This window comes from Streptomonospora sediminis, from assembly GCF_054778995.1.
Window position 1 is genome coordinate 357,206 of the sequence record NZ_BAAGYZ010000005.1, and the last position, 26,274, is coordinate 383,479.

Consider the following 26,274-nt stretch of genomic DNA (forward strand, 5'->3'; position numbering starts at 1 on the left):
GGCGACCAATCGCCGGGGCCGCGCGGCGTTGTGCACGTGTGGTGGCCGGCAGGGGCCGTGGAGTCGAGTGGGGCGCCGCCCGCACGGGTGGCCGGGCGGCCGTGCTGTGCCGCGCTGTTAGAGCACGTCGGTGTCGTTGCGAAGCGACTGCCGGGTGCGGTCGCGGCGGACCATCATCAGGATGATCGTCAGCACGACCACCACCACACCGGCGCCCATGAGGATCATGCCGATGGCATCCAGGTTCAGTCCGGCGATCTCGGCGGTAATGCCGTAGGACAGAACAGCTCCGATGACCACCAGGAAGATGCCGAGTCCGATTCCCATTCCTGCCTCCGCACCGCGTCAATTGCGATCCCGTCGACTACTTCTACCCGCTCGGTGCCCCGGCATCCCGGACATCCCGGAAACCCGCCCCCCTGATCCGCTGGTTCTCAGGACAACCGCGGTGTACGTCGCTGGTGTCCGGGTGCGAGCGTGATCTGCCGGACCTCCGCGACAACGTTCGCGAGGAACCTCTTCGACCGGATGCCGTACCGATACGCGGCGGCCCCGGCTCCGCAGGCAAGCTGAGCGTCCATGCCCAACGCATGCGCCGCGCCTTCACTCATGATTCCGCTTCGATTCTCGGTGTCTCACTGTTCGCGGCTCTGGATGAAGTCGGTGCGGATTCGTTCCACGGTCTACTCGCGGGCAAGCTTTCGACCTATCGTTTCGTACACACGACTACTGTCGACCGGCTTACGAGCGCCGGGTTCTATGTACTTCCCGCCTTCAACCGGCCGCATGTCACCGTCGTGCTGGGCCCGCCGGACCGAAGCGGCACACTCATGGACCTGTTCGGGCCGCCGCGGCCCAACCCTGGATATGGCGAAACGAGGCGACGAAGAAGGTGACAGGGATGGTCTCAGTGGACATTGCCGCCGACCTCAACGCCGAGGACAAGACAGGCCACGTGTGGGCGTTCCTCGATGAAGCCCGCGACCCGTCGATCATCGTCCCAGGTGGCCTGGTGGTCGCCGGTGATGACGACGCGCCTGCCGTTGCCGTCGTAGCGGACCTGGCCCCGCACCCGAGCGGCACGCTGGTCCACCTGGACGTCCTGCCGGGCGCACTCGATCAGTACGTCGCCCTCGCCAAACGGGTGGACACCGCCGCCTGATCGGCCCGCTTCTACCGCGGGAACCGCCGCTTCGCCTGGTGCGCGGCAACGATCATGCGGTCATGCGCGAATATGCCGTGATCCGGGGCCGGATCACGGCATTTCTGCATGATGACCGGGATCGCTCCCGCAGACGAGCACGCCGCCCGCCGGTTGACCGACGTGCCTCACCTGAGTGAGGCAGGCGGACACATCATCGACGCCACCGGTCATCGTCACGCCCGTGCTGCGTTCCTACCTTTGAAGGGAGACATCAGGGTCATGGCCGGCTTCGCGGTCACACACGATATTGATTCGAGGAGTTGGCATGCAGGCACTCGTCCATGCCCCGTCGGCCCGGACGGGACTTGCCCTCGCCGAGGTTCCCGATCCCGTCCCCGCCGCCGATGAAGCGCTGGTCGCGGTGGAAGCGGTGTCGCTGAACTTCGGGGAGGTGCGCTACCTCGCCGCGATGCGGCAACCGGGCGAGGTGCCGGGCTGGGACGCGGCCGGCGTCGTCGTCACCCCTGCCGCCGACGGTTCCGGCCCACCGGCCGGCGCCCGCGTGGCGACCTTCGGCGCCGCCGGCGGGTGGGCAGCCCTTCGGGCGGTGGCGACCGGCGAGCTGGCCGCCGTACCCGGCGCCGTCGATCTCGGGGCCGCTGCGACCGTGCCCGTCGCGGCGGTGGCCGCACTGCGGGCGCTGCGCCGGATCGGGCCCCTGGACGGCCGCCGCGTCCTCATCACCGGCGCCTCCGGCGGGGTCGGGCGCTACGCCGTGGCGCTCGCGTCCCGGATGGGCGCCGAGGCCGTGGCCGCCGTCGGCTCCCCTCAGCGCCGGAAAGGGCTGCGGGAGATCGGCGCGTCCCAGGTGGTGCACGGCCCCGAGCTCACCGGCCTCACCGGCAGGCTCGCGGGCATCGTCGACAACGTCGGCGGCACCGCGCTCGCCCGGGCGGTCGGCCACCTGGAGCCCGGGGGTATCGCGGTGAACGTCGGCGCGGCCTCGGGGGAGCCGCTGGTCCTCGACCTTGAGGCGCAGCGCGGCCGTGCCGCCGATACCCGCATCGAGATCTTCGTCCGGGGCGGCGAGAGCGCCGAGGACCTCACCCTGATCCTCGACCTCCTGGCCAACGACTCGCTCACCCCGCAAATCGGTTGGCGCGGGTCGTGGCGCGACGCCGACGACGCGGTCGACGCCCTGCTCGGCCGGAAGATCGACGGCAAGGCCGTCCTCGACGTTTCCTGACTTTCATCCGATCACCCCTTCTTTCCCAACATCAATATGAGGAGCACCATGTCCACCGAAGACAGCGGCGTCCTGTACCCCGGCACCGCCCGTCCCCCCACACGCTCCGCCCGCATCGCATGGGAGGGCAACCTCGAAGGAGGCTCCGGCCAGGTGACGCTGGAGAGCTCGCGGGCCGCCACCCACCCGGTCTCCTACTACGAGCGCACCGCGCAGGACTCCGGCGGCACCACCAGCCCCGAGGAACTGCTCGCCGCCGCGCACACTGCCTCCTACGCCATGGCCCTCTCGGCGGTCGTCGCGCAGTCCGGCGGCACCCCGGAAACCCTGGACGTGAGCGAGGACGTCTCGCTGGCCCCCGATCCCGCGGGCGGGTTCCGGCTCACGGACCTCACGCTCACCGTGCGCGGCCGGGTGGCGGGCCTGGACGCGGCCGGCTTCGCCGAAGCCGCTCAGCGCGCAGCCGGCACCGACCCGTTCGGCAAGGCGCTCGCCGGGGTGCAGATCACCGTAAATGCCGAACTCGAGTCCTGAGCACCCACCCCCTCCGGCGGCCACCTCTCGGCGACCCCGGTTCCTTACCCCGAGACGGAGAACTCCCATGATCCGGTATTTCGCCATGTTGACCCGGTTGCCCCAGGTCGCCCCAGAGGTGTTCCACGATCACTGGCGCCACCCGCACGCGACCTACGGCAGCCTGATCCCCGGCATCCGCACCTATGTGCAGGCCCATCACATCCACACCGACCTGCTCGACGCCGACCAGGACACGCACGAAGCCATTTCGGTGATCGAGTTCGACTCCGTCGCCGAGGCCGACGGCCTGGTTAGCGAGCGGCAGTACTACGACTGGATCCTGCCCGACGAACCCCTGTTCATGGACAAGTCGAAGATCGAGAACTTCGCCACGGAGGAGGAGGTGCTCGTCGCCCGCCCTCGGCCCCAGGAAGGGGCGGGCTACGGCGATGCGCAGTGGTACCACCTCGACCGCAGCGTGACCATCCAGCTTCTGCAATTCGTCCGCCTCGACGGCAACCCCGACTGGGCCGGCAGTGACGACGCCGACCTGGGCCGGCGAATCGGCGCCCTGCGCCACGTGCGCAACCACCCCTCCCGCGAGTTTCACGGCGACAACCCGACCTTCCTCGGGGCGCGGCAGCTCTGGTGGCCGACGCGGACCGCCTTCGAGGACGGAGTGGCCGCCGACCCGGAGGCGTTCACCGAGCTCGTCGGCCGCGGCGGCCACTCCCTGACCGTCCTCGTGCAGTCGGAACGCTTCGTCCGATGACCGGGCCCATCCAGCACACCAGTACGAGAGGCGATCATGGCATTCGGATTCTTCGTGCCCAACCTGGGGCCGGCGGCCACTCCGGAGGGGATCGTTGAGATCGCGCGGCGCAGCGAAGAGCGCGGGTTCGGATCGCTGTGGGTCACCGACCGCCTGCTCGTGCCGACCCGGCCGATCCGCCCGCACCCGGGCTCGGCGGACGGTCTCCCTCCCGAGGCGCACCGGTACGCTCTCGACCCGATCGCGGTGCTCACCTACGTGGCGGCCAGGACCTCCCGCATCCGTCTCGGCACGAGCGTGCTGATCGCCGGCTACCTCAATCCGGTGGTACTGGCCCGCCAGCTCACGACGCTCGACATCCTCTCCGGCGGCCGGGTGGTCGCCGGGTTGGGCGTCGGGGCGAACCCGGAGGAGTTCACCGCGACCGGCGGTGACCTGTCCACACGCGGGCGGCGCATGGACGAGTTCCTGGACCTGCTGGTCTCGGTGTGGACCGAGAATCCCGTGAGGTATGAAGGCAGGTTCTTCACCGTGCCCGAGTCCTCGATCCTGCCCAAACCCGTCCAGAACCCGCACCCGGCGATCGCCCTCGCGACCAACAGCGCCGCAGCGGCGCGGCGCGCTGCGCGCGTCGGCGCAGCAATCCACCCGGTGAACGCGGCAGGCGCCGACCTCGCCGATCTCGCCAAGCTGTACCGGTCCGCGCGCGCCGAGGCCGGCCGCGACCCGGACGGCGGGCAGATCATCCTCCGCGCGGAGATCGCGCTTTCCGACCGGCCGCTGGGCAGCGACCGCGCCCCGTACCACGGGACGGTCGAGCAGGTCGCCGAAGACATCGGGAACGCTCGCCGGTCCGGCGCCACCGAGGTTCTGTTCGACCCCTCCTACGCTGCGGGATCGCTAAGCGAGTTCGAGTACTACCTCGACGAGCTCACCCCGGTGGCGTTCGCCGCCACGTGAGGGGGCGGCCGCCGGTAGAGCACCCTCCGTGCGCGCGACCGCTACACCGGCACTCGGCCACCGGTGCGGGCGGCCGCGCGCACGTCGGTGCGGAACTCGCTCGGTGCCAATCCGCGAGCACGCCGAAAAGCGCGGCTGAACGCGTGCGGTGAGGAGTACCCCACGGCGGCGGCCACGGCCTCGACCGTGTCATCGGTGTCGCGGAGCCGTGCGGCGGCGAGGTCGATGCGCCATGCCGTGAGGTAGGCGCCGGGTGTCTGGCCGAGCGCGGCCGGGAAGCGGCGCGACAGGGTGGCGCGCGACACTCGGATCGCGGCGGCCAGGGTCGCGGTCGTCCAGGCGCGGGCGGGTTCGCGGTGGATGCTCTCCAGTGCATCGCGGACGACCGGGTCGAGCAGCGCACCAAGCCACGAACTGGGCGGTTGCACCGACTGCGTGGTCAGCCACGCCCGGACGAACTGGAGCAGCAGCAGGTCGATGATGCTGTTGACGGCCGCGGTGGTGCCGAGTTGCGGGTGGGCCAGTTCCCGGGTCAGCAGCCGGACGGTGTCGTCGAGGTAGGCCCGCTCGCTCGCCGCCACGTGCACAGGTCCCTCAAGGGCGGTGAGCACCGGCGTGCTGACCTCCGGGTCCTGCTCGTAGTGCAGGGTCACCAGGGTGGTTTCGGCTTGTTCTTCCCCGAGTTGCAGGACGCCGCCGACCACCCGCGCCCGGTCGGCCCTCTCGCGGTCGCAGGGGCCCATCATCACGCCGGGCCCGCTTGCCAACCCGTGCTCGGTGCCCGCGGGGAGGAGCACGGCGTCGCCGGCGTCCATCCTCCGCGGCCGCGTTCCGGGCACATCGAGCCACAGCGTCCCGGCCGTGACGACGTGTAGAGCGACGCCGGGAAAGGTGTCCAGCCACAGTCCCCACGTCCCGCCGGCCTCCACGCGCGTCCCCAACGAACCCCGCGCGCCGGAGACCCGCAATGCATCCGCCAACAGGTCCATGCCACCACCGTAGCGGGTGGCGGTCGGCGGCCCCCGCCCGCCGACCGTGTAACCGGCCTGCGGCCGGTACAACGGCCCGATGCGCAGAGGTTGTGCGCACCGGGCCGCAAGTGCCGGGGCGGGATCGCCGCTCCGGTGGCTGTGGATGGGGACTGCGGTTGGGGGCCGCGGACGGCTAGAACGCCGACTCGGGGACCTCCATCAGGTCCAGGCCGACCTTTTCGGCGATCGCGCGCTCGGTGGCCAGGCGCGGTAGGACCTGGTCGGCGAAGAAGCGCGCGGCGGCGATCTTGCCGGTGTAGAAGTCGCGGTCGGTGTCCTTGGCCCCGTCGAGGGCGGTCAGGGCGATTTCGGCCTGGCGCAGCAGCAGCCAGCCCAGGACCAGGTCGCCGGAGCTCATCAGCAGCCGGGTGGTGTTCAGCCCGACCTTGTAGAGCTCGTCGGGCTGCTCGGCGGAGCGCATCAGGTCGCCGACCATGGTCTCGACCATCTTCTCGACGTGCTCGGCCGCCTCGGCGAGGGCGGCGCGCTCCTGCTTGAGGCGGCCGTTGCCGGCCTCGCCCGCCGCGAACTCCTTGATCTCGCCGACGAGCCGGCCGAAGGCCTCGCCGTTGTTCTTGACGATCTTGCGGAAAAAGAAGTCCTGCGCCTGGATCGCCGTGGTGCCCTCGTAAAGGGTGTCGATCTTGGCGTCGCGGATGTACTGCTCCAGCGGGTAGTCCTGCAGGTAGCCCGAACCGCCCAGGGTCTGCAGAGACTCGGCCAGCAGCGCGTAGGACCGCTCGGAGCCCACGCCCTTGACGATGGGCAGCAGCAGGTCGTTGAGCGCGTCGGTGGCGCTGTAGTCGGCGCCCTCGTGTTGGGCCATCTGGACCGCGTCCTGCTGCGTGGCGGTGTAGATGACCAGTGCGCGCAGCGCCTCGGCGTAGGCCTTCTGGGTCATCAGGCTGCGGCGGACGTCGGGGTGATTGGTGATGGGCACCCGCGGCGCGGTCTTGTCGGCCATCCGGGTGAGGTCGGCGCCCTGCTTGCGCTCCTTGGCGTATTCCAGCGCGTTGAGGTAGCCGGTGGAGAGTGTGGCGATGGCCTTGGTGCCGACCATCATGCGGGCGTGCTCGATGACCAGGAACATCTGCCGGATGCCGTCGTGCTTGTCGCCGACCAGGTAGCCCACTGCCGGGTGTTTGGCGCCGAAGGTGAGCTCGCAGGTGGTGGACGCCTTCAGGCCCATCTTGTGCTCGACGTTGGTGACGTAGACGCCGTTGCGCTCGCCGGGCGAGCCGTCCTCGTTGACGAGGAACTTGGGGACCAGGAACAGCGAGAGGCCTTTCGTACCGGGCTTGGCGCCCTCGGGGCGCGCCAGGACCAGGTGGAAGATGTTCTCTGTCATGTCCTGCTCGGCGGAGGTGATGAAGCGCTTCACTCCGTCGATGTGCCAGACGCCGTCGCCCTGGTCGACCGCCTTTGTGCGGCCGGCGCCCACGTCGGAGCCCGCGTCGGGCTCGGTGAGGACCATGGTGGCGCCCCAGCCGCGGTCGATGGCCTGCTGGGCGGTGCGTTTCTGGGCGTCGTTGCCCTCCTGGTAGAGGACGTTGGCGAAGCCGGGCCCGGCGGCGTACATGTGCACGGCGGGGTTGGCGCCCAGGATCAGCTCGGAGGCGGCCCAGGCCAGCGAGCGGGGGGCGTTCAGCCCGCCCAGTTCCTGGGGGAGGTCGAGGTTGTACCAGCCGGCGTCCATGTAGGCCCGGTAGGACTTCTTCAGGCTTTCGGGGAGGGTGACGCCGCCGGTCGCCGGGTCGAACACCGGCGGGTTGCGGTCGGCGTCCTCGAACGAATCGGCCACGACCCCGGTGGCCAGCCGGTTCACCTCGTCGAGGATGGTGCGGGCCGTGTCCTCGTCCAGCTCCTCGAACGGCCCGGCGCCCAGGACGTCCTGGCGCTTGAAGACCTCGAAGAGGTTGAACTCAAGGTCACGGAGATTGCTCTTGTAATGCGACATGGGCGCGCTCCGCTCGTCCGGGCCGCTGTGTGTGCACACGCGATCTACTGGTGGGTAACACCGCAATGTTACTACCCGGTAGTAGGCGGCGGCTACCGGCACCCGGTGTCGCCGCAGCGAGAGTCCGCTCACTTGGCCGACCCGATGCGCGGCACCCCCGCGGCCGACCGGGAATCCCGCGGACCGGCCCCCGGCAAAACCACTCACACGGACCGGCGGACATGGAACAGGCCACACCGACACCAGATCCATCTATTGAAAAACAATAGGAAACTATCGATAATCGATGCATGTCCCGCTTCTTCATCATCCTTCTCCGCGCCGGCGCCGCCATGGCCATCCTGGTCGGGGTCTTCGGCCAGGTCGCGGTCATCCCGGGAACGGCCGCCAACGAGGTCGACCGGTTTCCGCCGTACGAGCCCTATGCCGTCCCCTATGCGGCGCTGGCGATCATCGGCGTCGCCTGCGTCCAGGCCGCGCTCGTCGCGGTGTGGATGCTGCTCGGCATGCTCCAGCGCGATGCGCTCTTCAGCCCCAAGGCCTTCCGCTGGGTGGACATCGTCATCGGCGCCACCATCGTCGCGACACTGGTCACGGCCGGGGCCACGGTGCACATCGCGGCGAGCGGCATGCCCTTCCCCAACAACATGCAGGCGGTCGGCGCGCTGCTTTACACGTCCGTGGCCACCTGTGCGGGGGTGGCTTTGGCGATGTTCCTGGTGCTCATGCGCAGCCTCCTACGCAAGGCGACGGATCTGCAGACCGAGATGTCCGAGGTGGTCTGATGGCGATCGCCGTCGACCTCGACGTGCAGCTCGCCCGCAGCGGCATGTCGGTTGCCACGTTCGCCGAGGCAGTCGGGATCACCCCCGCAAATGTCGCCGTGCTGAAGAACGGACGCGCCAAGGCGGTACGGTTCACCACGCTCGACGCCATTTGCCGCACGTTGGCCTGCCAACCGGGCGACATCCTGCGCTGGGTCCCCGACGGCGATGACCAGAACTCCGCGGACGCAGGCCGGGAGTAGGCCGCCGGGGCGGGCGTTCACAGCTTCCGCCGCAGGCGGCGGGGGCGGGTGACGCATCGACCCTGCAGAGATGCCCAATACCAACGCTGAGAGCGGGCATTTCTGCAGGGTCGCCGCCGGCTCCACCCGCGTCATCGCGGCCCGCGCTCGGTGCGCCCGTCGGCAGCGCGTTCGATGGCCGTCTGCACGGCGCCCACACGGTCGGCCAACAACCCGACAGCGCCCACGGCGCGGGTCATCGGGTCGTCGCCGTCGCCGCCCAGCGCCTGGGCGCGCCGGTAGGCGGCCTTGACCTCGGCCCAGCGGTCGGCCTGCTCGGCGCCGAGTGTGCCGCGCAGTTCGGCGAGCTTGAGCAGGTTGGCCTCTGCACCGGAGGTGAGGGTCTGGGCCTCGCCCAGGTAGTGGTCGTCGATCGCCGCTTCCAGTTCGGCGCCGTTCATTACCGGCACGACCCGCTCGGCCAGCTTGTTCATGTTGCGGTAGGACCCCTGCAGCTGGAACGGCGGCTCGGTGCGCGACTCCTCTGCCTGCGCCGCCGAGGCGATGTAGGCCTGGTTGGTCGCCAGCACCACCTGCTGGATGCGCACGAGCTTGGCCAGCACCGCCTGGATCTGCTCCAGCTCGACCCGCGAGTAGGGGTGCGAGAGCTGGTCGGCGCGCACCGAGTCGTCGCCGCGGGCCATGCGCACGAGCAGCTCGATGTCGCCGCGCTCGCGCGTGGACAGCGGGGCCAGCACCGGGTTGGACGTGAGCGCGTTCTCGATGTAGCTCAACGCGAAGAGTTCGTCCCGCCCGGAGAGCACGTCGCCCAGGTTGTAGACGTCGGCGCGGTTGGCCAGCATGTCGGGGATGCGGAACCGGCTGCCCTGCTCGGTGTAGGGGTTGCCGGCCATGCACACCGCGAACCGCTTGCCCCGCAGGTCGTAGGTGCGGGTGCGCCCTTCCCAGACGCCTTCCATGCGCCGCTGGCCGTCGCACAGCGAAATGAACCTCTGCAGCAGTTCGGGGTTGGTGTGCTGGATGTCGTCCAGGTACAGCAGCGCGTTGCCGCCCATCTCCAACGCGAAGTTGATCTTCTCGACCTCTTGGCGCGCGGTGGCGTCGGGGGCTTCGGCAGGGTCCAGCGAGGTGACGGAGTGGCCCAGGGCCGGGCCGTTGACCTTCACGAACACCAGCCCGAGCCGGCTGGCGACGTACTCCATCAGCGTGGTTTTGCCGTAACCGGGCGGGGAGATGAGCAGCAGCAGGCCGCTCTGGTCGGTGCGTTTGCCGTCTCCTGCGGCGCCGATCTGTTTGGCGAGGTTGTCGCCGATCAGCGGCAGGTACACCTCGTCCAGCAGCCGGTTGCGCACGAATCCGCTCATCACCGACGGCCGGTACTCCTCCAGCCGCAGCCGGGTGCGTTCGCGGGCCACCAGTTCGTGGCGGCGGCGCTGGTAGTCGCGGAACGCGGGTACCTGTTCGGCGCGGAACCGGCGCACCCGCGCCAGCACCTCGTCGAGCCGCAGCGCCATCCGCCGTTCGCGGATGTGCGGGTGCGCCCCGAGCAGGCCGGTGACCTCGGTCTCCAGCGGCGCCGCGGAGTCGCGGCGCTCCAGCGCCGAGCCGCACAGCTCGATGGCCGCCGCCTCGGCGAGGTCGCCGCCGCCCGCGGCGCCCGCCGCACCCGGGTGTTCGCCCGCACCGGCCAGGTAGGCCTCCAGCCACGCCGTGACCAGCTGGCGGCGCGCCGCCAGGTCGCCGCCCAGCGAGCGGACGTCGCGCTCGAAGTCCTCCCGGGAAGCGGCCGGCGCGCCGCCCAGGGCGCGGCGGAACCGGTCCAGCAGCGTGCGCGCGCCCGCCCCGGTGACGAATCCGCCGCCCTGGGCCAGCTCCTCGAACAGGTACTCCCCCGCAGGCGCGGCGTCGGGCTCCAGCAGGTCGCCCAGCCCGGAGGCGGCGGCAAAGGCGGCCAGCGCCTCGCCCAGTTCGGCGCAGAGCCCGCCGATCGCCGGCGACCGGTGCCCGCCGAACGCGTCGCGGGCCCGCGCCAGCGACGACGCCCGGGTGGACCAGGCGGCCTTGGCGTCCTCGGACGCGCCGAAGGCCCAGAACAGTTGGGCGGCGGCGCGGGCCGGCCCGGGGTAGCGCAGCAGGCCGGCCGCCGCGTGCAGCCGCAGCAGCGCACCCAGCAGCAGGGCGGCGTCGTGGTCGTGCACGCCGCGCTCGTAGCCCTCGTCGTAGCGTTCCTCGGCGGCCGCACGCACCAGCGGCAGCAGCCCGGCGGCCGGGTCGCCGCCGTCCTGGGCCGCCGCCCGGTGCAGCTCGGCGATCGGGACCGCGCCGGTTCCGGCTTCGGCGTCGGCCAGCATCGACACCGCCAGGTACTCGCCGCGGTAGACCCCGGCGTCCTCCGATACCAGGGCCTGCTCCCACAGCGGGCGCGTGGCCAGGAACTCCGGGTCGGTCACCGGCATGCGGAAGTCGGTGCCGGTGATGCTCAGCGCCATCGCGCCGCCGCTGGGCACCAGGGTCAGATCCAGCGGCTGGGTGTTGACTGCGAAGCGGTGCCGGCCCAGCTTGATGGTGTCGCCGCCGCCGTCGTACAGGTCGACGCGGTCGCGCAGCGCCCGCCCGGCCTCCTGGCGGGCGGCCTTGAGGCGGCCCTCCAGCTCCTCGGCGCGCACCGCCTCGCCCAGTTCGCGCAGTTCCGCGGCGCTGGAGCGCAGCTTGGCCACCATCGGGTCGGAGGCGAAGTAGGTGTTGACCTCATCCAGCGAACCCAGGCCGGCCACCCGGCGGGCAACGGTGGACAGCACCCGCTCGGCCGACTCCATCATCCGGTCGGCGCGGCGCGCCCGTTCGTCCAGCAGTGCCTGCTTGCGCGCCGAGAACGCCTCGTAGACGTCGTCGCGCTTGGCGGCCAGCTCCTCCAGGAAGTCGTCGAACTCCGCGAAGCGCGACTCCAAGTTCTCCATCTGCAGCATCAGCCGGCCGAGCTGCTCGTCGCACCGGCCGGGGCTGTCGGCGGCCGACAGCGCACCGGTGACGGCCTGGCCCAGCAGTGCGAACTCCGCGGCGAACTCCGCCCGCCCTTCGGAGTCGAGCAGCTCCCTGCGGCGCGCCTCCAGGGTCGCCCGCGCCCGGTTGACGCCGCCCAGCACCTCGCCGATGCGCTCCAGGATGGCGGTGCGCACCCGGGCATCGGCGATGTCGAGGGACCCGACGACCTCGGTGACGATCTCCAGGCCCTCGGTCTGCTCGGCGATGCGTTCACCCAGCGGCCGGGCGTCGGCCACCGCGGCGATCGCTTCGGCGTCGGCGACCAGCCGGTCGACCTCGGTGTGGTAGGCGCTGAACGCGTCCTCGCCCTGCAGGAACTCCACGGCGCGGCCGCCCGCCGCGCCCAGCTCGTCGGTCAGCGAGGTGTCCAGGCCGTCGACGCGGGCGGTGTCGATGTAGCGCATCTCCCGCAGCGTGACCAGGTGCCCCTGGGCGCGGCGCAGCTCGGCCAGCCGGGCCACCCAGCCCTCGGCCGTGCGCGGGGTTTCACCGCGGGAACGGCGCACGAGCGAGGCGACCTCCGCGGCGGCATCCTCCAGCGCCCGGTCGGCTTGGGCGGTGAGGGCCTGCACCTTCTCGAACTCGTCGAGTACCTGTTCGGCGGTGCTGCGGACCTCGGCCAGCGGAGCGCGCAGGTCGCCCAGCTCAGGGGCTGCCAACCAGTGGTAGTGGTCGAACACGCGCCGGCAGTTGGCGATCAGTCCTTCGAAGACGGCCGCCGTCGGCGACATGTCCTCGACCATGCGCGCCACCGACAGGCAGTCGGAAACCCCGCGCACCAGTTCGGCGTTGCCCACGCGCTCCAGCGGCCCGGTGCCCACCGGTTGCGCGGCAGCGTAGGTGTCGGAGACGTAGGGGGTCTGCCACACCTGCATCGGGTGCACGCGGGTGGGTTCGCCGGAGACCGCCCGGAAGACCACCAGGGTGCCGTCGTCGAACAGCGAGTATCCGTGGCAGGGGATGGGTGCGGCGACCTCCTTGCGGATGACGTTGTAGGGCAGCAGCAGGCTGCGGCCCTCCTTGCGGGCGTGGAACACGTAGAGGACGTCCTCGCCGTTGGGCGAGCGCACGGCCTTCTCGAACTCCAGGGCGTCCAGGTCGGCGTCGAAGGTCTTCACCGCGCCGGTGGCCAGGTAGTAGCCGCCGGGGAAGATGATGCCCTGGTCGTCGGGCAGCCGGCGGCACGCCTGCCCGATGCCGTCGAGGCGCACCACGTCCTTGGTGCGGGTGTTGAACACCAGGTAGCGGGCTTCGGTCTCGTTGTAGGGCAGCACCCGCAGCAGGATGAGCGCGCCGATGCGGGCATAGCCCACCTCGGCGTCGGCCAGGCTCTGCAGCGGCTCGTCGACCGGTTCGCTGTAGACGCCCTCGCCGACCTCGGTGTTGTTCTCGACCTTGACGGTCAGGGTGCCGCCGACCGTTTCGACGAACAGCTCGCCCAGGATGGAGATGTGCGGGTGGCGGCCCGGCACGTGGTCGTCGCGGGTGGCGGCGGTCCACTCGAAGTCGTAGGGCGGCGGGAACACGTGGTCGCGGTCGCCCCGGTTGTCCAGGTAGGAGATTGCGCCGGTGGCACCGATCTCCCAGCGCAGCACGCGCACGTCGGAGGTTTCCGGGCCGGTCTGGAAGACGGCGAGCAGCTTCTCGTCGACCCGGCGCAGCTGCATCAGCCGGGTTTCGCGGTAGTAGCGGTACAGCTCGCCGAAGTCGCGCTGGAACCGGGGGGCCGCCAGCAGCTCGGGCAGTTCGGCGAACTCGGCGGTGTCGAACCGGAACGCACCGGTCGTACCGGCCGCGTCGGCACCGCCGGCACCGCCGTCGGCTTCACCGCCTTCAGCACCGCCAGCACCGCCGCGGTTGAACGTGTGCAGCGAGAACACGTCGCTGATCTTCGTCTCGGGTTTGAGACCGATGAACACGTTGTAGCCGAACAGCATGAACCCGTTGACCGAGATGATGTCGCGGGGCACGCAGTTGTTCTCGGTACGGATCCGGGCCGTGCCGGCCAGGTGCAGTTCGTTGCCGCCGAACACCTCGACGCGGCGGGTGTTCAGCGCCTCGGCGCGGCGGGCCAACTCGGTGGCCTGCGCGGCCAGGCGCGAATACAGCACCTCGTAGGTTCCGGCGTCCAGGTCTCTTGCCGGGGAGGGACCGGAGGGGCCCGCCGCGGCGGGCCCCTCGGTGGCGGTGTCCGTCACCGGTTCGCCTTTGCGCCGTCGAGCGAGGCAACCGGAGCGTTGTCGACACCGAGCCGCCGGGCGGTGCTCAGCAGCTCCTGCATCTTGTCGGCGTCGGGACCGCCGGAGTCTATGAGCCGCAGCAGCACCGCGGAGACGGTGAGGTTCTTGACGTCATCGGTACCGACCGAGCCCAGCATCCGCGACAGGTCGCGACCGAAGTCCTGCGAACCGTCGAGCCAGGATCCGGCCAGGCTCTGGGCGACGTCGGAGTTCTCCACGAACCCGTCGACGGCCTTGCCCATGCCGATGGAGTTGACCATGCGGTCGAAGAACATGCCGTCGCCGCCGACGATGTTGATGTCGGCCTTTTCCAGCCCGGTGGCCAGGACCGTTGCCTGGGCTTCGGCAACCTGGCGGTGCACGTCGATGCCTGCCAGCCGCACGTCCTTCTCGGTCTCCAGCCGCAGGCGGTACTCCTCGTGGCCGCGGCCGGCCTCATCGAGGGCCGCCATCGCGCCGGCCTTCTCATTGAGGCCCTCGGCCTCGGCCCTGAGCTTCTCGCGGACACCCTCGGCGGCGGCCATCGACTTCTCCCGCTCGACGACGGCCTCGGCGCGGCCGAGCTTCTCGACGGCTTCGGCGTCCTGCTCGCGCACCTGGACGGCGGCCAGGCCCTCGGCAGCGGCCTCGGCCTGCAGGCCCTCCGCGTGGCGGATCTTGGCGCGGGTGTCGAGCTCGGTGGCCTGCTGGCGGGCCTCTGCCAGGGTCAGCTCCTCGGCGGACTTGTGCTTGGCGGCCTGCTCGGCGGCCTCGGCGGCCTTGATGTCCTTGACGAGGTTCTGCTGGGCCTCGGCCTCGGCGTGGATGACGATGGCCTGCCGGCCGCGCTCGGCCTCCTCGACCGCGCGCAGCTTCTTGATGTTCTCCTCCTGCTCGGCGACGGTCTTCTCGACGGCGACGCGCTCGCGCACGACCTCGGCGACCTCGCGCTTCTCGGCCTCGACCTCCTTGTCCTTGGCGATGCCCGCCAGCTCGGTCTCGCGGTCGCGGCCGATGACCTCCAGCATCCGGTCCTTCTCGATGCGCTCGCTCTCGATGGAGATGACGCGCTCGCGGTTCTTCTCGGCCACGGCGATCTCGCGCTGCTGGTTCTCCCGCTGGACGCCGAGCTGCTCGTCGGTGCGGATGTGCGCGGTCTGCGACTTGAGGCGCTCCTCGGCCTGGACCCGCTGGGTCTCGGCCTCCTCGCGGGCCTTGAGGGTCTCGATCTCCCGCGCCGCCTTGGCCTCGGCCTCCTCGCGGCGGCGGCGCAGCTCCTCGCGGGCCTCCATCGCCTCGGTGCGCTGGCGGTCCTTCTCCTTGGCCTCGTCCTGCTCCAGGGAGTGGGTGCGCTCGTTCTTGGGCTTGGTCAGCTCGGTGATCTTGAGGATGCCCTGCGCGTCCAGGATGTTGTCGGCGTCCAGGCGCGCCTTGGGGGTCTGCTCCAGGTAGTCGATGGCGGCGTCATCGAGCACATAGCCGTTCAGGTCCTGGCCGATGACCTCCATGATCCGGTCGCGGAACTCGGCGCGGCGGGTGTAGAGGTCCTCGAAGTCGAAGTGCTTGCCGACGGTCTTCAGCGCCTCGGAGAACTTGGCGCTGAACAGGTCCTGCAGCTTGTCCTGGCTGCTGGCGTTCTCCACCCCGATGAGCTTGGCGACACGCAGTACGTCCTCGGTGGTGGGGTTGACGCGGACGAAGAACTTGATGCTGATGTCGGCGCGGATGTTGTCCTGGCAGATCAGGCCGTCGTTGCCGCTGCGTTCCAGCTCCATGGTCTTCACGGAGATGTCCATGGTCTCGGCCTTGTTCAGGACCGGCAGGACCACGGATCCGGTGAAGGTGACATCGACCTTGCGGATCTTGGAGATGATCAGCGCCTTGCCCTGTTCGACCTTGCGGAACAGGCGGGTGACCGTGATGAGCAGGCCGATGACTATTAGCAGCGCTACGGCAAGCAGCACGCCTGCCCCAACGGTGATGGTGCTCGTATCCATCAGGCGGTGTCTCTTTTCTTCGTTGCGGCGCGTCGGACGCGGGCGCGCCCGGGCGCCGGCGGTGGGGCGCGCTGGGAGCGGTGCGGACGCGGGCGTTGGCGCAGAGCGCGTAACTGGTCGAAGGATCGGGGGGCCGGGGGTACGCGGGGTCGCGGTTGTCTTGGGATGCTCGGGGGATGCTGCGACGTTGCGGCGCCGCGCTGCCGGCGCCGACGCAATGCGGTGCCGGTTCGCGGCTTGCGGATACGACGGAGCCGGGCGGCCGCCGGTTCCGCCCCTGCCCGGTGGGGCGGGGCGGCGCACCGGCCGGTACGGCCGCGGGAACGGTGAGCCGGGCGGGGCAGCGGAGCGGATCAGGGGTCCGGGGAGCACTCCGAGCACGCCGAGCGCGGAGTGCGCGGCGGCACCGGCCGCCGGGACCGGCCGCCGGGTTCCGGAGCCCCGCCACCCATCAAGCGGAGGACCCGGGGTCGAGCGCGGAGTCGAACGGTGTCACCCGGTAGACGCCGGAGTCGGTGTCGTAGTCGAAGACGAGCGCGGTGCTGCCCGCGGTCAGCCGTTCGTCGCCGATGGTGCGGACCTCGATCAGTGAGGACGATCCGTCGCCCCCGGAGATCTCCGCCTGCCCGAAGTCGCGGTCGACCCGGCCGGTGCGCACCACACACGTGCGGCCGACGAAGTCGGTGCCGCGGCGCTGGTGCTCGGCGGGCAGCAGCTTGCGCAGACCCATCACGACCGCGCTGGTGACGCCCCAGGCGATGATGACGGCCGCCACCAGGACGACCAATCCCAGCGCGATCATCAGCGGCGACGACACCGGGAACGAGTCGATCAGCACGGTACCCACCAGACTCACGAACCACGCCACCGCGACCATCAGCGACAGCACAACGGTCACCGGTACGCCGCCGAGGCCGATCGCCCCCAGCGCACCGCCGATTCCGCCGCCGGAATCGGCGCCGGAATCGGCGTCAAGAATGTCGGCGCCGACGGCGCCCAACACCACGAACAGCCAGTAGCCGACGACCACCACCAGCAGGAAGCTGAACAACGCGGTGGGAAACGCCAGTGAGGCTTCGAGTAGACCACTCATGGGTGTTGCCGCGCCCTCCCACAACTCCCCAGCGGCACCGGTTCTACGTAAGCCCGGAACCGGCCGCCGTGCGCGGCCTCTGGCATGTGCTCCCTGACCATACCGAACGGGTGGTCGACCGCTTAAGCCCGGTGACCGGCTTGTCCGGATGCGGTCATCGGCGGGCGGATGTTCGGGGAGGCCGCGGGACCGCCGGGCGCGGGCTCAGGCGCCGCCGGCGGTTCGCGCGGGTTCAGCGGCGGGCGCGGTCGCCGTCCAGTGGGCGGCGCCACAGCAGCACGGCAAGCACGCCGCCCGCCAGCACCGTGGTGACGGTGACCGGGACGAACGCGGCCTGGAACCCGGCGCCGGTCTCCAGGATGATCCCGGCGGCCACGATGACCACCACCGTGGTCAGAAAGCCGCTCATGTTCACCAGTCCCGATGCCACTCCGGTGCGTTCGGCGGGCATGCCGTCGCGGGCGAAGTCGAAGGACAGGGCGGGCGCGATCACCGCGCCGGCCGCGCTGACCACCAGCACGATCACGACCAGCCACGCCGGCGGGAGCCCGCCGGGCCAGCCGACCAGCACCAGCCAGCCCAGCCCGAGCATGCCCGCCAGCCCCGTTGCCAGCGGCCGCCGCACGCCGGGCCACCGGCCGGCGAGCGCGCCGATGAGCGGGGAGGTCCACAGCACGGCCACGCCCACACCCGAGAGCAGCGTGCCGGCCAGGGCGGGCGAAAACCCCATTCCTTCCACCAGGAAGGGGTAGCCCCACAGCATGCCCAGCATCGTGAAGGGCGGCATGATCGCGGCGTGGTGGGCCAGGCCCACGCGCGGGCCGTGGGTCCGCAGCGCGCCGGTGATGCTCGCCCATGCGGCGATCGGCGCGTGCGGGGCCGCAGGGGGGCCGCCTCCGGGCCGGTCGCGCACCACCAGCAGTACGAGCAGGGTCATGGCCAGAGTCACGCCGGAGAATACGAGGAATGCGGCCGTCCAGCCCAGGCCGTGCAGTGCGAAGGACAGCGGGGCGACGCTGGCGGCCTGGCCCAGCCCTCCGGCAACCCCGGTGAGGGCGCTGACGAGCGCGTAGCGGGAGCGGGGGAACCACAGCGCGGCCAACCGGATGACGTTCAGGAAGGTGACCGCGTCGCCGATACCGATCAGCACCCGGCCGGCGATGGCCGCCTCGACCGAGGGGGCCGCTGCGAACAGGCCCACGCCCAGCGCCATGACGACCGACCCGAACAGCAGGGAAACGCGCGGGCCGACCCGGTCGGCGAGCACCCCGGTGGGCACCTGCAGCAGCACGTACACCAGTAGTTGGAGCATCGGGAGCATGGACAGCAGTGCCGGTCCGACGTCGAAGCGCTGCTGGGCCTCCAGGGCGGCGGCGCCGAGGCCGTTGCGGTGGAACATCGCCAGGAAGTAGACGCCAACTCCGACGCCCCACACCAGCCAGGCCCGGCCGCCGCCCGGTGCCTGCAGGGGGGCGGGATCCGCGGAGGCCGCGGGGACTTCGGGGGCTGTGGAGGCGGTGGGGGCGGGGGCTGCAGGGTCTGCGCCGTCGGCCTCCGGGGATTCGCCGGACAACCGGTCACCGGATGAATTTGCGCACACTTGGACCCTTCGCTCGCGGCGGCGCTGCGCGGAGCCGGTCCGCACCGACCGCTCCGACCCGTCCGCGGGGTTCGTCCGGTCTGATTCGCCGGGCCGGTCCGGCTGCCCGGGGGCAGCGGTTCCGGGGGCGGGGTCGGCGCCGCTCACGTGCGGGCACCCAGCAGTTGCGCGGCGGCGTCCAAGTGGACCTGCACGACGCGGCGGGCGGTCTCGGGGTCGCCCACCCTGATCGCCGCAAGGATGGCCGCGTGCTCGTCGATGTTCCGACGCATCTGCTCCACGGTGCGAACCCCCTCTTCCATCATGCGCAACTGGCGGTCGCGCAGCGAGTCGTACAAGCCGGCGAGGATGTCGTTGCCGCCGGCGGCGACGATCTCGCGGTGGAACTCGCGGTCGGCGAATACGAATGCCTGGCGGCCGCCCTCGACCTCGGCGCGCATGCGCTCCAGCAGCTCACTCAGCCGCCGCGCGAGGTCCTCGCGCGCGGCGGGAGCGGCGCCGGCCGCTTTCTGCGCGGTGTGTGTCTCGACCAGGCGGCGGGTCTCGATGACGTCGTCGATCTCGCCCTGGGAGACGGGGACCACGAGTGCACCGCGCTTGGGGTAGAGCCGCACCAGTCCTTCGGCCTCCAACCGCAGCAGCGCCTCGCGCACAGGCGTGCGGGAGACCCCGACGCCGGTGGCGATGTCGCCTTCGCTGATGAGGTCGCCGCCGGCATAACGGCGGCCCAGGATGGCGTCCTTGGCGTAGCGGTAGGCGCGGTCGGTCGCGGAAGTCGTTGTATGCATCTTGTATCTATGCTAGCCGCAATCTCCCGCGCGTGCGCGCGAAAAGGAGAGGAAACAGCAGGACAAAGGGGTGTGACGCACCACCCGGCAGAGTGGCCCGGGACACGGGGGCCGGACTCGCCCCCCCCGGGGGCGCCGGCTGCGGTGGGCCCGCGGGACGGTGAGCGCTGCGGGCGTGCAGTGGCCATGCGGTGGGGCAACCCTGGGCAACGCAACCGGATATGCCAGACAAAAGCGGGCAAAGGCAGACCCATGCAACAACCAAGGGCAACCGCCTCCGATCCGCGTCCCGGGGCGGCCACCCAGCAGCATTGACTACCACGTTGCGAATTTGCTTAAACACGCTGCGTCGATCGAAACGCCGATGCGCTCCACCCCCGGAAGTCATTGGGCAGATTTGTACGGTCCAACAGGTTTGACTCGCGAATAAGGTAGCGAAAACCCGCAGACAACCACCCTCACCTGCGAAAACGCGTCGGCCTGACGCACCCGGCCCCGGCGGATCAACCCGTATTCCCATAGAGGAGCACAGTCAGGGGCAGTGGCCAAAAACGGCCACACAGCACTTCGAACACCCCTCCTGAGCTGGAAAAACAACTCGTACACCCAGATGTCACCCTGCCTCCACCTGTGACATGGGCCACATTTTTGAGGGTCGACCCCTAGGGGGCAATCCCTGCTACTATCCGGAGCGCAAAGAATAACCAGGAGGTAACGACAGGGTTCGCTGCCTACCAACTTTGCGAAGATCGTGGGTCTTTGACTGACCGGCCCATGCTCTGCCCGCGGCAGCGCGAAAGCTCGTAAGAGCGGCACATCGCCGCGGTAACCGGACTGATCAGGAGACGTCGAATTGAGTCACTGGCGGTTGAACAACCCGCGGGCCTGCCGCGTCAAATCGGCGCTGGCCAACCGCGTGAAACACAGACCTCGGCACGCGTTCTGCGCCGAGCGAGCCGTCACCGCTCTGTGGGACGAACTCACGGCGCTCGCCGCCCGTCCGATGTACCGGGCCGGCACCTCCGAGCTCGCCGTCATATCGGTCATGCGGGGTATCAACGTCTGGTGCCGCGACGGCCAGTTCTTCTGGAACGACCTGGTGGGTAGCACCGTCACCCATCCGGCCAGCGATCCCGCTGGGGCCGCGGAGATGCTGAACGCATTCTCCTTCCCCCTCACGAGCCCCTTCCAGCGCGGTCGCCACCACGCCCCCTCCCCCTCCCTCACAGCCGCCTGAAGCGATCCCGGCGGCCCCTTGCACCCATCGGGTGCCCAGGAGCCTCACCAAGCCCGCAGCGGGCACTCAGAGGTTCAGTGGTTCATCGGCAGTGCCACCGCTTCGTCGCGGCCGGGGTCAGGTGTCCCGTTGATCCTTGGTCGAGACTCGATATGACTCGATCGGAGCCTCTGCAGAGTCAGATGCCGGTCACGCCCGATCGGTTCCGCCGCACCGGAAGGAAATTTTCCGCGATTGCGGGCGGGGCCGCCCGCGGGACCGCACAGACCCGCGGGGCCCCGGATCGCGGAGAGCCGGAGAGCCGGAGAGCCGGAGAGCCGGAGAGCCGGAGAGCCGCAACAGGCTGACCGCATCGGCGATTTACGTGTTGCCGTTGCCGTTGCCGCTCTTCCCGCCGCCACTGCCGTTCCCTCCGGCGCTGCCACTGCTCCCTCCTCCCCGCTCGGCGATCAGGGCCGCCACGCCGTCGAGCATGCGGCGCAGCCCGAACTCGAAGACCTCGTCCGGTCCGGGCGCCGCACCGCTGCTGAAAGCCGCGGCGAAGTGCGGGTAACGGGCGAAGTCGACGTGGCTCTCCAGAAACTCGTCGCGAGCCGCCTGCCAGGCCTGCGCCTGCCCGCCGGCGTCTTCGCTCGGCGGCCGGATCGCCGGGTCGGCGGCGTTGCGCGCCATGCCCCGGACCAGGCCGTCGAGTCCTTCGACCACCGTGATGCGTTCGGCTCCGGTGAGGCCGGTGCCTTCGAGCACCCGCAGTGCGGAGTCGAACCAGGCCATTAGGTTCGGGCCCGGCAGCGGCCGGTCCGAGGCGATCTGCAGAGTCCAGGGGTGGCGGCGGAAGTCCGCCCAGTCGGAACGGGCCACGGCTTCCAACTGCTCGCGCCATCCGCCGGGCAGGGTGTGCGGCAGCGGCCCCTCGCCGACCATTGCGTCCAGCATCAGCGCAAGCAGTTCGGGCTTGCCCGGGACATAGGTGTACAGCGAGGCCGTGCCGACCTCCAGCCGCAGCGCCACCCGGCGCATGGACAACGCGGCCAGCCCTTCGGCCTCGGCGACCTCGATCGCGGCTTGGACCACGCGCTCACGGCTCAGCCCGGGCCGCGGACCGCGGCGGGGGTGCGGATCGTCCACCCCCCAGAGCATCTTCAGCGCGCGGGTGGGGTCTTCGTAGGTGTCTTCGGTACTCATCTTGCAGACAGCATAAAACTCCGTATACCGTTCGGGGATATTACTCCGAACGGTGTTCGAAGTTGTTATCCGGTTGTCACCGTGCCACCGAGGCGGACATCCCGGAATACGGCGGACACCCCGGCGAAGGGACGCGCCGATGTCAGATGCGGGCAAGCCCGGGGCCTGTGAAGGCGGCGGGGCGGCGAGCGGGCACGACGATGCGGGGGCTCCCGGGGGACCCCTTAATTCAAGTCAAGCCGACCCCACCTCCACACCACCAACCCGATCCGCCGACCTGTGGACAAGTGGACACGACGACACGGAGGCCCCCGGGGGACCCCTTAATTCAAGTCAAGCCGACCCCACCTCCACACCACCAACCCGATCCGCCGACCTGTGGACAACCGGTCCCCCGCCGCCACAGGACGCCGAGCCGCCCGGCGCGGCGGCGGCCCACCCGGCGGTGCCGGCCGACCCGGCGGACGCGGAGCCGCCCGGCTCGACCGCGCCCCGCCGGCACCAACCCCCGCCCCGCGGCGGCGTGCGCGCCGGCGAGCGGGCGCTTGCGCCCGACCTCGCGCGCGGGCTGATGCTGCTGCTGATCGTGCTGTCCAATACCGCGTTCTTCCTCTACACGGCTGAGCACGGCCCCTCCGGCTGGCACCCGGTCGACGGCTCAGCGGTGGACCGGGCGGTCCAGTTCGCCATGATCACCGGGCTGGATCTGCGTATCTTCCCGCTGTTCGCGTTCCTTTTCGGCTACGGCATGATGCAGGTCATGCGGCGCCAGACCGACGCCGGAAGCACCAAGCGCGCCGCCGTGCGGCTGCTGCGGCGCCGCAGTCTGTGGCTGCTCGTCTTCGGCCTGCTCCACGGCTCCCTACTGCTGGGCGGCGACATCCTCGGCACCTACGGGGTGGCGAGTCTGCTGATCGGCTGGCTGTTCCTGCGCCGGCGCGACACCACGCTGCTGGTGTGGGCGGTGCTCTTCCTGGGCATTTCCGCGTACTTCGAGTCCCAGTCCGCGCTTGGCATTTTGGCCGCCGGCGACTCCGCCGCCCTGGCCACCGAGCCCTCCACCACCTACTACGCCTCCGGCGAGGAGAGCTACGCCGCCTCGGTCGCCACCCGGTTCTCCACGTGGCTGTTCGTCGCCTTCGGCGGCGGGCTCCTCGGCTTCTCTTCCTACACCGCGATGCTGCTCGGGTTTTGGTCCGCCCGCAAGAGGCTCCTCGAGGAGCCGGAACGGTACCTGCCGCTGCTGCGCGGCACCGCGATCGTCGGGGTGGCCGTCGGCCTGCTCGGCGGGCTGCCTTCCGCCCTGGCCCATGTCGGTGTGCTCGGCGCCGCACCAGCGATGATGGCCGAGGGCGGGCCGCTGTACACGATCCAGTCGATCACTGGCGTAGTGGGCGGGCTGGGTTACGTCTCGGTGTTCGCCCTGATCGTCCACCACCTCTCCGACAGCGCCCGGCGCAGCCTGCCGGTGGCGGCGGTCGCCGCGGTCGGCAACCGGTCCCTGTCCTGCTACCTCGCGCATTCGCTGATCGCCGCGCCACTGCTGGCCGCCTGGGGGCTGGGCTTGGGCGCGCACCTGACCAGCGCGACCATGGCGCTCGTCGCGATCGGCGTGTGGCTGCTCACGGTCGCAGGCGCCTACGCCCTCGACCGCACCGGCCGCCGCGGCCCGGCAGAGGTGGCACTCCGCCGCCTGATGTACGGCGGCCGCGCCACCGCACCCCCCGCGCAACCGCGGTCCGGGTAACGGCGGCGCGGCGCGGCACGGTACCGGACTCGCCGGCCGGTCGATCGGCCGCCCCCTCGACCGATCGACCGGCACCGGGAACGTTCGTCACCGCCCCAAGCCCCGGTACCGGTGTACGGCCAACGGCAGGAACACCGCGGTCAGCACCGCCGGCCAACCGAGCGCGAGGACCGCCGAGTGGTCGGCCGCCCAGCTGTGCGCGTTCCAATCAGGATTGCCGAACAGCTCCCGGATGGCCGCGGCAGTGGCCGACAGGGGGTTCCACGCGGCGATGGCGCCGAGCCAGCCCGGCATCGTGCCGGGCGAAACGAACGCGCTGGAGAGGAACCCGACCGGCCAGACCAGGATCTGCACGGCAACGGCCGCCTCCAGGGTTTTCAGCAGCAGCCCCAGGTAGGTGCCGACCCAGGTGAACGCGAACCGCAGCCACAGCAGCAGCCCGAGCGCCGCCAGCGCCGGCGGTAGGCCGCGGTCCGGCGCCCACCCGGTCAACAGCCCGGTCGTGACCATAACGGCGAGGCCCACCACGGCGTTGGCCATGTCGGCGAAGCAGCGGCCGGCCAGGGCCGCCGCGGTCGCGACCGGCATGGCGCGGATGCGCTCGGTGACGCCCTTCGCTGCGTCGGCGGTGACGCTCACGACCATGCCTTCCAACCCGAACAGCATGGTCATCGCCAACATGCCGGGGATGAGGAAGTCCATGTACCGGCCGTCCGGGACGGCCATGGCGCCGCCGAAAAGGTAGCCGAACATCAGCACCATCAGGACCGGGAACAGCAGCCCCACCAGGATCGATACGGGACGGCGCCTCCAGTGCCGCAGGACCCGCCCGGCCAGGGTGGCGGCATCGCGGAGCCCGTCGGCCGCCGATGGCCCGGGCGGCTGCGGGGCGGGCGGCAGCGCGGTCGGTTTCGTGGGGGTCATGATGTCTGCTCCGGTGCCTGGTCGGCTGTCCGGTCGCCCGGCTGATCGGCCGGGTGCCCGGCCGGCTGGTCGACGGTCTGCGCAGCGATCCGTTCGCTCGCCTGCTCGGTCCCTGTCGCGCCGGTCTCGCCGGTTACACCGGCGCTGCCGGTCAGGTGCAGGAAGACCTCGTCGAGGGTGGGTTTTCGGGTGACGGTTTCGACCCGGTCGGGCCCCACCCTCGCCTTCAGCTCGTCCGGGGTGCCGTCGGCGACGACCCGTCCGGCGTCGATGACGGCGATCCGGTCGGCCAGCCGGTCGGCTTCCTCCAGGTACTGGGTGGTCAGCAGCACGGTCGTGCCCGAACCGGCGAGCGACCTGATCGCGTCCCACACGTCGGTCCGGGCCCGCGGGTCCAGGCCGGTGGTGGGTTCGTCGAGGAACAGCACGGGCGGCGACAGGATCAGGCTGGTGGCCAGGTCGAGCCTGCGGCGCATGCCGCCGGAGTACTCGGCGACCGACCGGTCGGCGGCTCCGGCCAGGTCGAACCGCTCCAGCAGTTCACCGGCCCGCCGGCGGGCCGCGGCGGTCGGCAGGTGATACAGCTTCGCGAACATCACCAGGTTCTGCCGACCGCTGAGAATCTCGTCCACAGCGGCGTTCTGACCCACCAGGCCGATCCGGTAGCGAACCGCGCGCGGGGCGCCGAGCGCGTCGCACCCTGCCACACGGACCCGGCCCGAGTCGGGGCGGAGCAGGGTCGTCAGGATCCGGACGGCCGTGGTCTTGCCGGCCCCGTTCGGCCCGAGCAGGCCGCACACCGTGCCCGGCTCGACGCGCAGACCGAATCCGTCCAGCGCCGCCTTTCCCTTGTAGCGCTTGTGCACGTCGACGGCTTCGATCGCCGCGGCTCCCGGCGGGGCGCCGGACGCCGCCACCTTCTCTTCGTATGCCATACGGAGAAGAGTAGCAATAACTTCGTACAGCGCACGAAGTAAATCTTCCTATGATGAGGCCATGGCGGAGACAGAGATCGGTGGCAGCGGCGATCCGGCGCGCACGATCGCCACGCTGTGGGGCACCCGGCAGCTACCGCGGCGCGGCCCCAAGCACACACTGACCACCGCGGAGGTCGTCGCCGCCGGAGTCGCGATCGCCGACGGCGACCAGGAGCTCGGCGCCCTGTCGATGCGCCGGGTCGCCGAGTCGCTGGGCGTGGGCACGATGTCGCTCTACACCTACATCGCGTCCCGTGAGGAACTCGTCGCAGCCATGCTCGACAGCGTCTACGGCGAGGCGGTCCGCCGGCTCGGCCCGCGGGGCGACACCGCATGGGACGACGGCCTGCGCGAGGTCGCGCAGGTCAATTGGGACCTCTACATGCGTCATCCCTGGGTGCTTCAGGTGTTCACCGGGCGCCCGGCGCTGGGGCCGCACGCCATCGCCAAGTACGAGCGCGAGCTGAGCGTGATCGAGGGCATCGGCCTCACCGACGTCGAGATGGACTCGGTCGCCACCCTCGTGCACACCCACGTCGAAGGCGTCGCCCGGCGCAGGCTCGAAGCCGACCTGGCCGTCCGACGCACCGGCATCACCGACGAGCAGTGGTGGCAGCAGGTCCAGGGACCGCTCACCGAGGTGTTCGACCCCGCCCAGTACCCGATCGCGGCCCGCGTCGGCCAAGCGGCGGGCCAGGCGCACCAAGCGCCGCACAGTCCCGAGCACGCCTACACCTTCGGCCTGGACCGGCTGCTCCATGGCGTGGCGGCCCTCATCAGCGACCGCGAGCGCGCGTCGGCTTGATCGGCGG

At 70.8% G+C, this 26,274-nt stretch carries 21 protein-coding genes; 10 read left to right on the forward strand and 11 right to left on the reverse strand.

Features of this window, described 5'->3' with window-relative positions; all coding sequences use genetic code 11:
* Window positions 1–117: 117 nt before the first annotated feature.
* Window positions 118–327, reverse strand: a complete 210-nt coding sequence (locus tag ACYVD5_RS02200) for a DUF6458 family protein (protein ID WP_460999145.1) — start codon at window positions 325–327, stop codon at window positions 118–120.
* Between the two features lie 574 nt (window positions 328–901).
* Here ACYVD5_RS02200 and ACYVD5_RS02205 point away from each other — a divergent pair.
* The 5 genes from ACYVD5_RS02205 (at window position 902) to ACYVD5_RS02225 (ending at window position 4,638) form a co-directional block, all read left to right on the forward strand.
* Window positions 902–1,162, forward strand: a complete 261-nt coding sequence (locus ACYVD5_RS02205; protein ID WP_460999146.1) for a hypothetical protein — start codon at window positions 902–904, stop codon at window positions 1,160–1,162.
* 307 nt (window positions 1,163–1,469) lie between these two features.
* Window positions 1,470–2,390 (forward strand): zinc-binding dehydrogenase, encoded by a 921-nt coding sequence (locus ACYVD5_RS02210; RefSeq protein WP_460999147.1) that lies wholly within the window; start codon window positions 1,470–1,472, stop codon window positions 2,388–2,390.
* A gap of 48 nt (window positions 2,391–2,438) precedes the next feature.
* Entirely contained in the window at window positions 2,439–2,924 is a 486-nt protein-coding gene (locus ACYVD5_RS02215) for an OsmC family peroxiredoxin (protein WP_460999148.1), read from the forward strand.
* A gap of 67 nt (window positions 2,925–2,991) precedes the next feature.
* Window positions 2,992–3,678, forward strand: a complete 687-nt coding sequence (locus ACYVD5_RS02220) for an EthD domain-containing protein (RefSeq protein ID WP_460999149.1) — start codon at window positions 2,992–2,994, stop codon at window positions 3,676–3,678.
* 36 nt (window positions 3,679–3,714) lie between these two features.
* The gene (locus ACYVD5_RS02225; protein WP_460999150.1) at window positions 3,715–4,638 is read left to right on the forward strand and encodes a TIGR03619 family F420-dependent LLM class oxidoreductase; all 924 of its coding nucleotides are present in this window, start codon (window positions 3,715–3,717) and stop codon (window positions 4,636–4,638) included.
* A gap of 41 nt (window positions 4,639–4,679) precedes the next feature.
* On the opposite strand, the gene ACYVD5_RS02230 is transcribed toward ACYVD5_RS02225, so the two are convergent.
* Window positions 4,680–5,627, reverse strand: a complete 948-nt coding sequence (locus ACYVD5_RS02230) for an AraC family transcriptional regulator (RefSeq protein WP_460999151.1) — start codon at window positions 5,625–5,627, stop codon at window positions 4,680–4,682.
* Between the two features lie 175 nt (window positions 5,628–5,802).
* Window positions 5,803–7,626, reverse strand: a complete 1,824-nt coding sequence (locus ACYVD5_RS02235) for an acyl-CoA dehydrogenase (protein ID WP_460999152.1) — start codon at window positions 7,624–7,626, stop codon at window positions 5,803–5,805.
* A gap of 290 nt (window positions 7,627–7,916) precedes the next feature.
* Between ACYVD5_RS02235 and ACYVD5_RS02240 the strand changes: the two genes are divergently transcribed.
* The gene (locus tag ACYVD5_RS02240) at window positions 7,917–8,411 is read left to right on the forward strand and encodes a DUF2975 domain-containing protein (RefSeq protein ID WP_460999153.1); all 495 of its coding nucleotides are present in this window, start codon (window positions 7,917–7,919) and stop codon (window positions 8,409–8,411) included.
* Complete coding sequence (locus tag ACYVD5_RS02245; protein ID WP_460999154.1) at window positions 8,411–8,653, forward strand: helix-turn-helix domain-containing protein; 243 nt, start codon at window positions 8,411–8,413, stop codon at window positions 8,651–8,653. The genes ACYVD5_RS02240 and ACYVD5_RS02245 overlap by 1 nt, the downstream gene beginning before the upstream one ends.
* 131 nt (window positions 8,654–8,784) lie before the next feature.
* Here the strand turns inward: ACYVD5_RS02245 and ACYVD5_RS02250 are convergent, their stop codons facing one another.
* From ACYVD5_RS02250 to ACYVD5_RS02270, 5 genes are all read right to left on the reverse strand, one after another.
* Window positions 8,785–13,893: a DNA repair ATPase gene (locus ACYVD5_RS02250; protein WP_460999155.1), complete on the reverse strand. Its 5,109-nt coding sequence runs from the start codon at window positions 13,891–13,893 to the stop codon at window positions 8,785–8,787.
* The gene (locus tag ACYVD5_RS02255) at window positions 13,890–15,911 is read right to left on the reverse strand and encodes a flotillin family protein (RefSeq protein WP_460999156.1); all 2,022 of its coding nucleotides are present in this window, start codon (window positions 15,909–15,911) and stop codon (window positions 13,890–13,892) included. Before ACYVD5_RS02255 ends, ACYVD5_RS02250 begins: the two co-directional genes overlap by 4 nt.
* 451 nt (window positions 15,912–16,362) lie before the next feature.
* Window positions 16,363–17,004: a DUF1449 domain-containing protein gene (locus tag ACYVD5_RS02260; RefSeq protein ID WP_460999157.1), complete on the reverse strand. Its 642-nt coding sequence runs from the start codon at window positions 17,002–17,004 to the stop codon at window positions 16,363–16,365.
* 232 nt (window positions 17,005–17,236) lie between these two features.
* On the reverse strand, window positions 17,237–18,577 hold the full coding sequence (locus tag ACYVD5_RS02265; protein ID WP_460999158.1) for an MFS transporter: 1,341 nt from the start codon (window positions 18,575–18,577) through the stop codon (window positions 17,237–17,239).
* Between the two features lie 170 nt (window positions 18,578–18,747).
* Complete coding sequence (locus tag ACYVD5_RS02270; protein ID WP_460999159.1) at window positions 18,748–19,392, reverse strand: GntR family transcriptional regulator; 645 nt, start codon at window positions 19,390–19,392, stop codon at window positions 18,748–18,750.
* Window positions 19,393–20,245: 853 nt separating this feature from the next.
* Between ACYVD5_RS02270 and ACYVD5_RS02275 the strand changes: the two genes are divergently transcribed.
* Window positions 20,246–20,629, forward strand: a complete 384-nt coding sequence (locus tag ACYVD5_RS02275) for a hypothetical protein (protein WP_460999160.1) — start codon at window positions 20,246–20,248, stop codon at window positions 20,627–20,629.
* Between the two features lie 360 nt (window positions 20,630–20,989).
* Here ACYVD5_RS02275 and ACYVD5_RS02280 read toward each other — a convergent pair whose 3' ends face one another.
* A complete protein-coding gene (locus tag ACYVD5_RS02280) occupies window positions 20,990–21,814 on the reverse strand; it encodes a TetR/AcrR family transcriptional regulator (protein ID WP_460999161.1) in 825 nt (274 codons plus the stop codon).
* 523 nt (window positions 21,815–22,337) lie between these two features.
* Here ACYVD5_RS02280 and ACYVD5_RS02285 point away from each other — a divergent pair.
* Window positions 22,338–23,561, forward strand: coding sequence for a DUF418 domain-containing protein (locus tag ACYVD5_RS02285; protein ID WP_460999162.1), 1,224 nt, complete (start codon window positions 22,338–22,340; stop codon window positions 23,559–23,561).
* A gap of 87 nt (window positions 23,562–23,648) precedes the next feature.
* On the opposite strand, the gene ACYVD5_RS02290 is transcribed toward ACYVD5_RS02285, so the two are convergent.
* Window positions 23,649–24,485: an ABC transporter permease gene (locus ACYVD5_RS02290; RefSeq protein ID WP_460999163.1), complete on the reverse strand. Its 837-nt coding sequence runs from the start codon at window positions 24,483–24,485 to the stop codon at window positions 23,649–23,651.
* A complete protein-coding gene (locus tag ACYVD5_RS02295; protein WP_460999164.1) occupies window positions 24,482–25,420 on the reverse strand; it encodes an ABC transporter ATP-binding protein in 939 nt (312 codons plus the stop codon). Before ACYVD5_RS02295 ends, ACYVD5_RS02290 begins: the two co-directional genes overlap by 4 nt.
* 61 nt (window positions 25,421–25,481) lie before the next feature.
* On the opposite strand from ACYVD5_RS02295, the gene ACYVD5_RS02300 reads away from it, so the two are divergent.
* The gene (locus ACYVD5_RS02300) at window positions 25,482–26,267 is read left to right on the forward strand and encodes a TetR/AcrR family transcriptional regulator (RefSeq protein ID WP_460999165.1); all 786 of its coding nucleotides are present in this window, start codon (window positions 25,482–25,484) and stop codon (window positions 26,265–26,267) included.
* Window positions 26,268–26,274: the final 7 nt, after the last annotated feature.

Bases quoted from the DNA above. Each gene is read 5' to 3' on its own strand.
- ACYVD5_RS02295 (WP_460999164.1), bottom strand. From the start codon at position 25,420: ATGGCATACGAAGAGAAGGTGGCGGCGTCCGGCGCCCCGCCGGGAGCC.
- ACYVD5_RS02280 (WP_460999161.1), bottom strand. From the start codon at position 21,814: ATGAGTACCGAAGACACCTACGAAGACCCCACCCGCGCGCTGAAGATG.
- ACYVD5_RS02270 (WP_460999159.1), bottom strand. From the start codon at position 19,392: ATGCATACAACGACTTCCGCGACCGACCGCGCCTACCGCTACGCCAAG.
- ACYVD5_RS02225 (WP_460999150.1), top strand. From the start codon at position 3,715: ATGGCATTCGGATTCTTCGTGCCCAACCTGGGGCCGGCGGCCACTCCG.
- ACYVD5_RS02220 (WP_460999149.1), top strand. From the start codon at position 2,992: ATGATCCGGTATTTCGCCATGTTGACCCGGTTGCCCCAGGTCGCCCCA.
- ACYVD5_RS02215 (WP_460999148.1), top strand. From the start codon at position 2,439: ATGTCCACCGAAGACAGCGGCGTCCTGTACCCCGGCACCGCCCGTCCC.
- ACYVD5_RS02210 (WP_460999147.1), top strand. From the start codon at position 1,470: ATGCAGGCACTCGTCCATGCCCCGTCGGCCCGGACGGGACTTGCCCTC.
- ACYVD5_RS02255 (WP_460999156.1), bottom strand. From the start codon at position 15,911: ATGGATACGAGCACCATCACCGTTGGGGCAGGCGTGCTGCTTGCCGTA.
- ACYVD5_RS02290 (WP_460999163.1), bottom strand. From the start codon at position 24,485: ATGACCCCCACGAAACCGACCGCGCTGCCGCCCGCCCCGCAGCCGCCC.
- ACYVD5_RS02240 (WP_460999153.1), top strand. From the start codon at position 7,917: ATGTCCCGCTTCTTCATCATCCTTCTCCGCGCCGGCGCCGCCATGGCC.
- ACYVD5_RS02200 (WP_460999145.1), bottom strand. From the start codon at position 327: ATGGGAATCGGACTCGGCATCTTCCTGGTGGTCATCGGAGCTGTTCTG.
- ACYVD5_RS02235 (WP_460999152.1), bottom strand. From the start codon at position 7,626: ATGTCGCATTACAAGAGCAATCTCCGTGACCTTGAGTTCAACCTCTTC.
- ACYVD5_RS02205 (WP_460999146.1), top strand. From the start codon at position 902: ATGGTCTCAGTGGACATTGCCGCCGACCTCAACGCCGAGGACAAGACA.
- ACYVD5_RS02300 (WP_460999165.1), top strand. From the start codon at position 25,482: ATGGCGGAGACAGAGATCGGTGGCAGCGGCGATCCGGCGCGCACGATC.
- ACYVD5_RS02230 (WP_460999151.1), bottom strand. From the start codon at position 5,627: ATGGACCTGTTGGCGGATGCATTGCGGGTCTCCGGCGCGCGGGGTTCG.
- ACYVD5_RS02245 (WP_460999154.1), top strand. From the start codon at position 8,411: ATGGCGATCGCCGTCGACCTCGACGTGCAGCTCGCCCGCAGCGGCATG.
- ACYVD5_RS02260 (WP_460999157.1), bottom strand. From the start codon at position 17,004: ATGAGTGGTCTACTCGAAGCCTCACTGGCGTTTCCCACCGCGTTGTTC.